This window comes from Sandarakinorhabdus oryzae, assembly GCF_009733735.1.
Lineage (GTDB): Bacteria > Pseudomonadota > Alphaproteobacteria > Sphingomonadales > Sphingomonadaceae > Sandarakinorhabdus > Sandarakinorhabdus oryzae.
The window spans coordinates 1-10,270 of record NZ_WNJP01000100.1; the positions used below are offsets into that span (position 1 = coordinate 1).

General features: G+C 68.2%; 10 protein-coding genes. 4 read left to right on the forward strand and 6 right to left on the reverse strand.

What is annotated here, in order from left to right:
* The first annotated feature begins 189 nt into the window (after positions 1 to 189).
* Both GJ693_RS10440 and GJ693_RS10445 read left to right on the forward strand, forming a co-directional pair.
* Positions 190 to 639: a copper chaperone PCu(A)C gene (locus GJ693_RS10440; protein ID WP_235902816.1), complete on the forward strand. Its 450-nt coding sequence runs from the start codon at positions 190 to 192 to the stop codon at positions 637 to 639.
* A gap of 18 nt (positions 640 to 657) precedes the next feature.
* Positions 658 to 1,017: a c-type cytochrome gene (locus GJ693_RS10445; protein ID WP_156256249.1), complete on the forward strand. Its 360-nt coding sequence runs from the start codon at positions 658 to 660 to the stop codon at positions 1,015 to 1,017.
* 20 nt (positions 1,018 to 1,037) lie between these two features.
* Here GJ693_RS10445 and GJ693_RS10450 read toward each other — a convergent pair whose 3' ends face one another.
* Genes GJ693_RS10450 through GJ693_RS10465 form a run of 4 tightly spaced genes read right to left on the reverse strand, consistent with a single transcriptional unit; the run spans position 1,038 to position 6,601 of the window.
* On the reverse strand, positions 1,038 to 1,703 hold the full coding sequence (locus GJ693_RS10450; RefSeq protein ID WP_197042104.1) for a DUF2490 domain-containing protein: 666 nt from the start codon (positions 1,701 to 1,703) through the stop codon (positions 1,038 to 1,040).
* A gap of 41 nt (positions 1,704 to 1,744) precedes the next feature.
* On the reverse strand, positions 1,745 to 3,907 hold the full coding sequence (locus GJ693_RS10455) for a xanthine dehydrogenase family protein molybdopterin-binding subunit (RefSeq protein WP_156256251.1): 2,163 nt from the start codon (positions 3,905 to 3,907) through the stop codon (positions 1,745 to 1,747).
* A 7-nt stretch (positions 3,908 to 3,914) separates the two neighbouring features.
* Complete coding sequence (locus tag GJ693_RS10460; RefSeq protein WP_156256252.1) at positions 3,915 to 6,155, reverse strand: xanthine dehydrogenase family protein molybdopterin-binding subunit; 2,241 nt, start codon at positions 6,153 to 6,155, stop codon at positions 3,915 to 3,917.
* Positions 6,152 to 6,601, reverse strand: a complete 450-nt coding sequence (locus tag GJ693_RS10465) for a (2Fe-2S)-binding protein (RefSeq protein ID WP_156256253.1) — start codon at positions 6,599 to 6,601, stop codon at positions 6,152 to 6,154. Before GJ693_RS10465 ends, GJ693_RS10460 begins: the two co-directional genes overlap by 4 nt.
* A 206-nt stretch (positions 6,602 to 6,807) precedes the next feature.
* On the opposite strand from GJ693_RS10465, the gene GJ693_RS10470 reads away from it, so the two are divergent.
* Positions 6,808 to 7,671, forward strand: a complete 864-nt coding sequence (locus GJ693_RS10470) for an alpha/beta hydrolase (RefSeq protein ID WP_156256254.1) — start codon at positions 6,808 to 6,810, stop codon at positions 7,669 to 7,671.
* Between the two features lie 38 nt (positions 7,672 to 7,709).
* Here GJ693_RS10470 and GJ693_RS10475 read toward each other — a convergent pair whose 3' ends face one another.
* Positions 7,710 to 8,237: a hypothetical protein gene (locus GJ693_RS10475; protein ID WP_197042105.1), complete on the reverse strand. Its 528-nt coding sequence runs from the start codon at positions 8,235 to 8,237 to the stop codon at positions 7,710 to 7,712.
* Between the two features lie 129 nt (positions 8,238 to 8,366).
* On the opposite strand from GJ693_RS10475, the gene GJ693_RS10480 reads away from it, so the two are divergent.
* Entirely contained in the window at positions 8,367 to 8,951 is a 585-nt protein-coding gene (locus tag GJ693_RS10480) for a DUF4142 domain-containing protein (RefSeq protein ID WP_197042106.1), read from the forward strand.
* A 27-nt stretch (positions 8,952 to 8,978) separates the two neighbouring features.
* On the opposite strand, the gene GJ693_RS10485 is transcribed toward GJ693_RS10480, so the two are convergent.
* A complete protein-coding gene (locus GJ693_RS10485) occupies positions 8,979 to 10,130 on the reverse strand; it encodes a DUF1501 domain-containing protein (RefSeq protein ID WP_156256257.1) in 1,152 nt (383 codons plus the stop codon).
* Between the last annotated feature and the right edge of the window lie 140 nt (positions 10,131 to 10,270).

Consider the following 10,270-nt stretch of genomic DNA (forward strand, 5'->3'; position numbering starts at 1 on the left):
CGCTGCCGCGCTCGCGCTGCCGCTGCTGTTGCTCCCTCTCGCACCGCTGCCGACGCTGCCGCCGGCCCGGCAATTGTCGCGCCGGCACCGCGCCCGGCCACCGGGGCAGGGGCCGCCCACCGCCTGATTGCTGCAGCCGGCCCGGCGCCGGCCCCATGTTGCAAGCAGGAGCAAATTCTCGTGAGACTTATGCCTATCGCGGCCCTTTTGGCGGGCCTGGCGGCGCCAACAGGAGCGCATGAATACACGGTCGGCCGCCTTTTGGTCGTCCACCCGGTGATCCGCCTGGCCAGCCCGGTGTCCAAGACCGGTGCCGGCTATCTGGCCATCACCAACCGCGGCGTGGCGGCCGATCGCTTGCTGTCGGTCACCACCAGCGCCGCCAACCGCTCCGATCTGCATGGCACCATCCAATCGGGTGCGGTCATGCAGATGCGGGCCCAGGCCGGCGGTGTGCCGGTGCCAGCGGGCGCGACCGTGACCTTCGCGCCCGGCGGCCTGCACGTGATGTTCATCGGCCTGAAGGCACCGCTGCCCGCCGGCCAGAGCATCAAGGCCCGGCTGACCTTTGAAAAGGCCGGCACCGTTGATGTCGACTTTCAGGCGGTTTCGGCCGCCGATCCCACCCACAAGCACTAAGCAAAGGACAATCACCCCATGAAAACGATGATGATGATCGCCGCCGCTGCGGCTCTGGCCACACCGGCGCTGGCGCAGGATGCCGCTGCCGGCGAAAAGGCCTTCGTGCAATGCAAGGTCTGCCACAGCGTGGTGAAGGGCCAGAACCGCATCGGGCCGTCGCTGGCCGGCGTGGTCGGCCGTCCGGTCGCCAGTGCGCCGGGCTTCAGCTATTCGGCGGCACTGAAGGCCAAGAAGGGCAATTGGTCGGAAGCGACGATCGACACGTGGATCACCAAGCCGTCGGCCTATGCGCCCGGCACCAAGATGGCATTTGCCGGCATCGCCGATGCCAAGAAGCGCAAGGACGTGATCGCCTATCTGAAGACGCTGAAATAAGCCGCGCCGGAACCGCCGGCTCAGCCGAGCCGGCGGTTCAGCGTGATGTTGAGCACGTGATTGGCCGGGTTGCGGCCGGGCCGGTTGAGATATTGGTGCAGATAGCCGGCCTCCAGCGTGAGCCGCGGGCTGAGCGGCTGCAGCCAGCCGATGAAGCTGCGCTGTTGATCAATACCGGCGCGGGCGCCCCAATCGGTGCTGTTCAGCGCCACGAAGGTCTCGCTCTGCAGCAGCGGCCCGGCGGTGCCCTTGCCGTGCAGCGGCTGCACCAGCCGCCATTGCATCCGCAGCCGCCAGCCCAGATCGTTGGCGCCTTCGATCAACCGCTCTTCCAGCCGCCAGCGGGTGATCAGGGCGAAACCGTTGTCGCGGCGCAGCACCGGTGCCAGCAACTGCTGCCAGAGCCGATGTTCGTTGCTGCTGATGCCGGGGGCCGGATTGTTGTGCTGAAACTGATAGCCGGCATGGAGATCGATGTCGTGCGCCAGCCGCACGCCCAGCCCGACCCGCCCCAGCACCGCGCCCAGCCGGCCGGCATCCTGGGTGAAACGCGGCTGTGCCTCGGCCCACAGCAGCAGCTGGCCATCGATCGGCCCCTGCACGATCAGCGTGTTCCAGCTCTGCACATCCTGCGCCGCGGCCGGCGCGGCGAGGGCAAGGATCAGCAGAGCAGGCAGGCGGCGCATCGGCGGCTCCCGCCGCGCCAATATTGCAAGCATGGGGCGGATCAGGCCTTGAGCAGGCTGGTATCGAACGGCAGCGCCCGCAGGCGCACGCCGGTGGCGGCAAACACGGCATTGGCCAGCGCCGGGGCGACCGCCGGATAGGCCGGTTCACCCAGGCCCGTCACCGGATAATCGGGGGTGAGGAAGGCCACCTCGATCGGCGGAATCTGTTCGTTGCGCAGCATCGGCACATCACCAAAATTGCGCTGCTCGATGGCGCCATCGGCAAAGGTGATGGCATGGCCCATGCAGGCACCGATCGCATCGAGCACGCTGCCCTGCACCTGGTTGGTGGCGCCGGCCATGTTGACGATCTGGCGGCCGATGTCGCCGGCGACCCAGATCTTGTGGACCTTGATCGTGCCGTCGGTCGCCACGCTGGCTTCGATGACATTGGCGAAATAGCCGAGGTGGCTGAAGTGGAAGGCAATGCCGAGGCCCGTGCGCTTGGGCAATTTCCGGCCCCAGCCGGCCATGGCGGCCGCCTTGTCGAGCACGGCGCGCATGCGGCCGGTGTTGTAGGGCCCGCGCGCCTTTGGGTCGCCGATGATGCGTGGGCTCCCCAGGAAATCGCGGCGATACTGCAACGGATCGGCGCCGGCAGCGTGGGCCAGTTCGTCGATGAAGCCTTGCGTCACGAACCCGAACGCGTTGTTGGACGGCGCGCGCAGATAGCCGGTGGTGTGCTGCAGGGGCAGCAGGGTCGCCCCAACGCGGAAATCATCGACAATGCCGGCGGGAAAATCGCGTGGGCCAATGTCGGCGGCGCGCACGAACTTGCCGTCGCGGCCATAGCTGATGAAATGATTGTCCCAGGCGATGCAGCGGCCCTGTGCATCCAGCCCGGCTTCGAGAAAATGCCAGCCACCGGGGCGCAGGAAATCCTGGGTGATGTCGTCCTCGCGCGTCCAGGTCAGCTTCACCGGCTTGCCGGCGGCGCGTGCGATCCAGGCGGCTTCGACCATGTAATCATTCTGCAGCCGCCGGCCGAAACCGCCACCCACGCGCATCATGTGGATGGTGACATTCTCGGGCGGCACGCCCAGTGTCTTGGCCACGGCCTGCCGGCCCGGCTCCGGATTCTGCGTCGGCGCCCAGATCTCGACCTTGTCGCCTGTCACCTGCGCCGTGCAGTTGATCGGCTCCATCGGCACGTGCGGGATGAACGGATAGGCATAATCGGCGGAAACGCGCTTGGTGGCACGCGCCATGGCGGCGCTCACGTCGCCGGTGGCGTGAATCGGCATGCCAGGCGGCTTGCCCTTGGCCTCGGCCGCCATCTTCGCCCAGGCTGAAGTTGACTGGAAGGCCGCCGGGCTGTCGCTCCATTCCACCTGCAGTGCCGCGCGGGCGCGCTGGGCATGCCATGTCGTCTCGGCCAGGATCGCAACGCCGCCGGCCAAGCCCTCATACTCATCGGTGCCGGCGACGATGAGGGCGTCCTTCACGCCGCCCAATTTCTTGATGGCCTCCAGATTGGCCGATTTCACCTTGGCGCCCTGCACGCCGGATTTGTGGAAGGCGGCGTGGACCATGCCCGGCACCACCGCATCGATGCCATAAGGCTGCGCGCCCCGGACGATGGCACGGTTGTTGACGCCCGGCTGGAAGCTGCCGATCAACCGGAAGCTTTTCGGGTCCTTCACCGCCACCTGCGCCAGATCGGGCGCGGGCAGGGCGGCCGCCGCAGCGGCGAACTGGCCATAGGGCGCGCGTTTGGCCTGGTGGACGACATGGCCCTTGTCGGTGCTCAGTTCCGCCACCGGCACGCCCCAGGCCCTGGCCGCCGCATCGAGGATCATCGCCCGCGCCGCCGCGCCAACGCGGCGCATATTCTCGTAATGCACCGGCGTCGCCTGGCTGCCGCCGGCCACCTGCCGGCCATAGGTCTTGGCGTCGGCCAGCGTCGGCACGATCTCTACAGCCGCCCAATCGGCATCCAGCTCCTCGCAGATCACCATCGGCAGGCTGGTGCGGATGCCCTGGCCCACCTCCGGGTTGCTGGCCATGATGCGGATCGGCCCCGACGGCGGCACCACCACCCAGGCGTTCAGCTGCCCGGCTTCGGCGGCGTCCGCGCGCTGCGGGGACAAGCCCAGATAGAGGCCCCCACCCAGCGCCGCGCTGGCAAAGAGGAAATGGCGGCGGCTGAGCTGGATATTCATCTGGGCCTCAAACGGTCAACAAGCTGGTGTCGAGCGGCAGTGACCGCAGGCGCTTGCCGGTGGCCTGGTAGATGGCGCCGGCCAGCGCCGGGGCGACGCTGGGATAGGCCGGTTCGCCCAGACCGGTCGTCGGATAGTCGGTGGACAGGAAGGCCACCTCCACCGGTGGCGCCATGTCCATGCGGGCCAGCGGATAGTCGCCGTAATTCTTCTGCTCCACCGCGCCATCGGCAAAGGTGATGCGCTGGCCGAGCGCCGCACCCAGCGCATCGATCACGCTGCCCTGCACCTGGTTCTCGGCGCCCGACAGGTTGACGATATGCTTGCCGATATCGGCCGCCACCCACACGTGATGGACGGTGACGCTGCCATCATTGGCAACGCTGGCCTCCACCACATTGGCGAAATAGCCGAGGTGGCTGAAGTGGAAGGCAATGCCCATGCCGCGGCGCGGTGGCAGCTTGCGCCCCCAGCCGGCCATTTCGGCCACCTTGTCGAGCACGCCGCGCATGCGGCCAGTGTTGTAGGGCGTGCCCTTCATGTCCTCGCCGGTCTCGCCGCTGAACTCCTCGGCGATCGGGATGGCGCGCGGGGTGCCGAGCACGGCGCGGCGATATTCCAACGGCTCACGGCCAGCGGCAATGGCGCAATCGTCGATGAAGCCCTGCGTCACGAAGGCGAAGGCGTTGTTGATCGGTGCGCGCAGCCAGCCCAACGTCGATTCGATCGGCAACACCGTCACATCGGCGCGGAAATCCTTGATCACGCCCGACGGGAACAGCGAGCCATCGATGACGGCGGTTGGGTTGAGCTTGCCGTCCTTGCCAAAGCTGACGAAATGATCGTGCCAGGCGATGATGTTGCCATCCGCGTCCAGCCCGGCTTCCAGCTTGTGCCAACCACCGGGGCGCAGCCAGTCGTGGGCGAAATCCTGGCCACGGTCCCACTGCAGCTTCACCGGCACGCCGGCCGCCTTGGCGATCACCGCGGCTTCCACGGCAAAGTCATTCATCAGGCGCCGGCCAAAGCCGCCGCCCGAGCGCATCATGTGGATGGTGACATCCTCCACCTTCAGCCCCAGCGCCAGCGCCACCATGCGGCGCGCGTCTTCCGGGGTCTGGGTGGAAAGCCACAGCTCGGCCTTGTCGCCCTTCACATGAGCGGTGGCATTGATCGGTTCGAGCTGGGCGTGGGAGATGAAGGGATAGCTGTATTCGGCCGACACTTTCTTCGCCGCCGTCGCCAGCTTGGCTGGGGCGTTGCCGTGGTTCATGTAGCCCGGCTTTTGCGGGCCTTCGGCATGGGCCTTCTTCGCCGCCGCTTCCCACGCGGTGCTGGACTGGAAGGCCGCATCGCCGCCCTCCCACACACAAGCCAGCGCATCGCGGCCCTTCATCGCCGCCCAGGTCGAGGTGGCAAGCACGGCAATGCCTTCCGGCAGTTTCTCGATGCCGGGCAGGCCAACGTCGATCTCGGTCTTCAGGTCGCGGCGTTCGGCGATATTGATCAGGCCCTTCACCCCCGGCACCGCCAGCGCGGCGGCACGGTTGGCGCTCTTCAGCTTGCCGCAGAACACCGGGGACTTGGCGAAGGCGGCATAGACCATGCCGGGCAGGCGGGTGTCGATGCCAAACAGCGGCTTGCCAGTGACAATGGCGCGATTGTCGACACCGCCGATGCGGGTGCCGAGGATCTTGAACTGCGACGGGTCCTTCAGCGCCAGTGTCTTCACATCGGGTGGCGTGATCCACGCCGCCTTTTCGGCCAGATCGGCATAGCGCGCCGAACGGCCACTGGCGGCGTGGTGCAGCATGGCGCTGCCGGTGGTGATCTCACCGGCCGGGACGCCCCATTCCTTGGCGGCAGCCTGCACCAGCATGTAACGCGCGGCCGCACCCAGCCGGCGCATGCGTTCGAATTGCGTGGGCGTCGCCGACGAGCCACCGGCCAGCTGCACGCCATAGACGGAGCGGTCACCCGGCGCCGGCACCACGGTCACCTGTTTCCAGTCGACATCCAGTTCCTCGGCGATCATCATCGGGAAGCTGGTGCGCACGCCCTGGCCGATTTCCGGCTGGTGGGCAGTGATGCGGATGGCGCCATTGGCATCGATGATCACGAACGCCGAAAGCGCGCCCGGCACGCTGGCCTTGGCGCCCGAAAAGCGCCAGCCCAACGACAGCCCGCCGCCGGCCACGGCTGCCGCCTGCAAAACCTGCCGGCGCGAGGGGGTGAAGGGCGCGTTCATGCGGCGGCCGCCTGCTTGATGGCGGCGCGGATGCGCGTGTAGGTGGCGCAGCGGCAGATATTGCCGCTCATCGCCGCGTCGATATCGGCATCAGTCGGCTTGGGCGTGCTGCGCAGCAGCGCTTCGGCGGCGAGCAGCTGCCCGGCCTGGCAATAGCCGCATTGCGGCACATCAAGCGCAACCCAGGCATCCTGCAGCTTGCGGCCCCAGGCCGAGGCAGAGAGGCCTTCGATGGTGGTGATCTTGGCCGTGCCCACCGCCGAAACCGGGGTCTGGCAACCGCGCACCGGCTCGCCATCCAGCTGGACCGTGCAGGCACCGCAGAAGCCGGCGCCACAGCCGAACTTGGTGCCGGTCAGGCCCAGCACATCCCGCAACGCCCACAACAAGGGCATGTCAGGATCCGCGGCCACCTCGACCGGCTTGCCGTTGATATTGAGCTTCATGTCGAGGCCTCCCCAATGCGCGATGACACGAGCATAACCGCGCCAATCTCACCCGGCAATCACTGCGGCATTGGTGCAAGTGGAAGTTGCCTCCACAGGCCCCCATCGAAACGCCGTCTCGATGGGACCCGCCGGCGGGCAGGGACTCGTCCCTGCCCGCCGGCGGCCCCCTTCTCTTCTGCCTTTCAACACCCTATCGACATGCGATGATGTCTCGCCGCTCGCTCCTGTCTGCCGCTGCCCTGTCGTCGCTGGCCGCGGCCTGTTCGCCCTTGCAGGCGCTGAATGGGCTCAACCGGCTCACGCCTGGGGATGGCGGCGTGAGGCAACTGGTGGACAGCGCGGCGTTCGGCAGCGATCCGCGTCAGCGGCTCGACGTGTGGGCACCGAAACACGCCGAAGGCAAACGGCCGGTCATCGTCTTCTTCTATGGTGGCAGCTGGAACAGCGGCTTGAAGGAAGGCTATGGCTTTGCTGCCCGGGCGCTGGCGGCACGCGGCTTCGTGGTGGTGGTGCCAGATTATCGGCTGGTGCCGCAGGTGCGCTGGCCGGGCTTTGTCGAGGATGGCGCGGCCGCGGTGAAATGGACGCTGGCCAACATCGCCGCCCATGGTGGTGATCCGGCGCGCGTGGCAGTGATGGGGCACAGTGCCGGCGCCCATATCGCGCTGCTGCTGGCGCTCGATCGGCGCTGGGGCGTGGCCGATCAGATCAAGGCCGCGGTGGGCCTTGCCGGCCCCTATGATTTCCTGCCGTTCACAGCCGGCGGCGCGGCCGATGCGGCGCTGGGCAATGCGACTGACCTGAACGACACCCAGCCGATCCATTTCGCGCGGAAGGACGCGCCGCTGCTGCTGCTGCTGCATGGCGGCAAGGACACGACGGTGCTGGCGCGCAACAGCATCCGTTTGGCCAACGCCGTCACCGATCTCGGCGGCAAGGCCGAGGTGCGCGTCTATCCCGACGTCACCCACATCGGCATCCTGCTCGCCCTCTCCAAGCCCTTCCGCGGCAAGGCGACGGCGCTCAGTGATGCCAGCCATTTCCTGGCTGCCGCGCTGGCGCCCTGAGCCGCATCGGCGGCCGGGCGCCAGCGCCGCGGCGTCACTCACATGGCCGGGTTCATCTTGCTCTGGCTGCGGCTGTGGCCGCCGCTGCGATAGAGGATTTCCTGCACGTTGACGCTCTGGCCGACGGCATCGCTGCCATCCACGGTCACCAGCACGCCGCCGTCGCCCATGCGCTGCTCGTAATAGGCGGCGTCGTCCTCACCGATGCCGCGATCGGAAAACACGCTGGCGAGGCTGCCGGCCGCAAGGCCAGCGGCCGCACCGGTGACAGCGGCGGCGGGAATGGCGGCTGCCGCGATGGCCCCGGCAGCAACCAGCGGGCCAACGCCCGGAATGACCAGCGCGGCGATGCCGATGGCCGTGCCAACGCCGGCGCCCAGGGCCGCCTTGCCAACGAAATCGCCGCTACTGTCCTTGCCGTCGCCATCCGTGCTGCTGGACTTGCCATCTTGCTGTGAATGCAACGAAATCGCGGCATCGGCGATGCCGGCTGCGCGCAGCTGGGTCACGGCATGTTCGGCTTCAGACTGGGTGTCGAACACGGCCGACATTATATTGCTGTTCATGGTGGATTCTCCATTCGATGGGGGTGCTGCCTGAACGCGCCGCCTGGCGCATCGTTCCCGCCGGGGTGGAACCATTCGGCGCGTCACCGGTTTTTCGGGGCAGTCCCCCTTCAGAACGGAACACCCACCATGACCAAGCTGCTTCTCCTTCTCGCCGCCTCCTCGCTGGCCCTCACCGGCTGCGGCAATGCCGCCAATCCCAACACCGACCGCGCTGAAGCGCCCGCCACCGGCATGACCGACACCAGCGCCAGCGCGCCGGCCGCTGCTGCGCTCGCTGTCAGCGCGCAGGACTATGTGGCCGAAGCCGCTGCCGGCAACGAGTTCGAGATCCAGGCCAGCGAGCTGGTGCTGAAGGAAACCAAGAACAACGCGGTGCGCGCCTTTGCCCAGCAGATGGTCAGCGATCACAGCGCGGCCGGCACCAAGCTGATGGCCCTGGTCAAGACCGGCGGCCTCAGCGCGCCGGGGACGGGCCTGCACGCCAAACAGCAGAATGATCTGGCGGCACTGCGTGACGCGGGCAGCGGGATGGACGCGCTGTATGTCGAACAGCAGCGCGCCGCCCATGCCGAGGCCATTGCCTTGCACCAGGCAGCGGCCAGCAATGCCGCGCTGCCGGCCCCGCTGACCGGCTTTGCCAATGATGTGCTGCCCACGATCCAGGCCCATGCGCGCATGCTGGACGACATGAAGACGCCCGCACGCGGTTGAGCCTGAACCGGTTGAATTGGGCGCCGGTCAGCTGCGCAGCAGCGTCAGCGGCGGCGCCGGCGCAGCGGCGAAGACGCGGCGGCTGACGAGGGCGGGATCAAGCCCGAACAGTCCGGCCGCCGCGCCGGCGAACAGGCTGTTGAGGCTGGTCGTCGGCATCAGGTCGCGGTCTTCGTACAGCTTGGCGAGGCCGGGCCAGTCGCCCACCACTTTGCCACCGGCCGGGCTGCCCTTCAGCCGGCCGCCGGCCAGCAGGGCCGCGCTGGCGGTGCCGTGATCGGTGCCGTTGGTGCCATTGGCGGCCACCGTGCGGCCGAACTCGGTGGCGCAGATCACCAATGTCTCGGACCAGGCCGGGCCCAGCCCGGTCTTCAGCGCCTTGATGACGCCATCGAGTTGCCGGAACTGGTTGCCCAGGCGAGCGGCCTGACCGGCATGCGTGTCCCACCCGCCCAGATCGAGCACGGCAATGCGCGGGCCGGCCGGATCGGCGAGCAGGCGGGCGGCGGTGGCGGCGAGGCCCTGCGGGTTGGTGCCGCCGTCGCTGCTTCCGGCCATCATCTCCGTGGCCATCGCCTCGCTCCACAGCCGGTGCAGCAGAGCGTCATTCTCATAGAGCGCCGCCACGCGCGCCTTCAGGCTGGCGCTGGCATCGGGCAATTTGCTGGGGGCGAAACTGGTCGCCGGCGCGTCCCCACGCAGCAGCGCGGGCAGGGTGGCAGAGACGGCGACCGGCGGCGGCGCCTGGGGCAGCAACGGCAAAAGCCGGTTGAGCCAGCCATCCTTCAGCGCATAGGCCGCGTTGCCGCCGGTTTCGAGAATGTTCTGCGCGTCGAAATGGCTGCGCTCGCGATAGGGGCTGGCGATGGCGTGGACGACGGCGGCCTCCTGCGCGGCGAACAGGCCGGCAAATCCTGCCAGCGCCGGGTGGGCGGCAAAATCGCTGGTCAGCTTCAGCGGCGGGCCCAGCTGCTCCGGCGGCCGGGCCAGCGCGCCGCGCAACCGATCGAGCCGGCTATCGCCAAGCGACGGAAAGGCGCTGAGCCCATCCATGGCGCCGCGCAGGATGACAAACACCAGCCGGGCATTGGTGGCGGCTGCGGCAAAGGCCAGGCGGGGCGAAAGGGCGAAGCCGCCGATCAGCGCGCCACGGGCCAGCAGGGAGCGTCTGTCAATCATCGGCGCATGAACTCCGGGGCGACCAGCAGCAGGGCCAGGCCCTCGGCCGGGCTTTCGGCGCGGGCGATGGCGCTGGCGGTGGCGGGGGACAGGGTGCCGGGCAGGATGCGCGGCGCGAGGCTGCGGGCATCGACGCTGCC

Bases quoted from the DNA above. Each gene is read 5' to 3' on its own strand.
- GJ693_RS10445 (WP_156256249.1), top strand. From the start codon at position 658: ATGAAAACGATGATGATGATCGCCGCCGCTGCGGCTCTGGCCACACCG.
- GJ693_RS10450 (WP_197042104.1), bottom strand. From the start codon at position 1,703: ATGCGCCGCCTGCCTGCTCTGCTGATCCTTGCCCTCGCCGCGCCGGCC.
- GJ693_RS10485 (WP_156256257.1), bottom strand. From the start codon at position 10,130: ATGATTGACAGACGCTCCCTGCTGGCCCGTGGCGCGCTGATCGGCGGC.
- GJ693_RS10440 (WP_235902816.1), top strand. From the start codon at position 190: ATGCCTATCGCGGCCCTTTTGGCGGGCCTGGCGGCGCCAACAGGAGCG.
- GJ693_RS10480 (WP_197042106.1), top strand. From the start codon at position 8,367: ATGACCAAGCTGCTTCTCCTTCTCGCCGCCTCCTCGCTGGCCCTCACC.
- GJ693_RS10460 (WP_156256252.1), bottom strand. From the start codon at position 6,155: ATGAACGCGCCCTTCACCCCCTCGCGCCGGCAGGTTTTGCAGGCGGCA.
- GJ693_RS10470 (WP_156256254.1), top strand. From the start codon at position 6,808: ATGATGTCTCGCCGCTCGCTCCTGTCTGCCGCTGCCCTGTCGTCGCTG.
- GJ693_RS10455 (WP_156256251.1), bottom strand. From the start codon at position 3,907: ATGAATATCCAGCTCAGCCGCCGCCATTTCCTCTTTGCCAGCGCGGCG.
- GJ693_RS10475 (WP_197042105.1), bottom strand. From the start codon at position 8,237: ATGAACAGCAATATAATGTCGGCCGTGTTCGACACCCAGTCTGAAGCC.
- GJ693_RS10465 (WP_156256253.1), bottom strand. From the start codon at position 6,601: ATGAAGCTCAATATCAACGGCAAGCCGGTCGAGGTGGCCGCGGATCCT.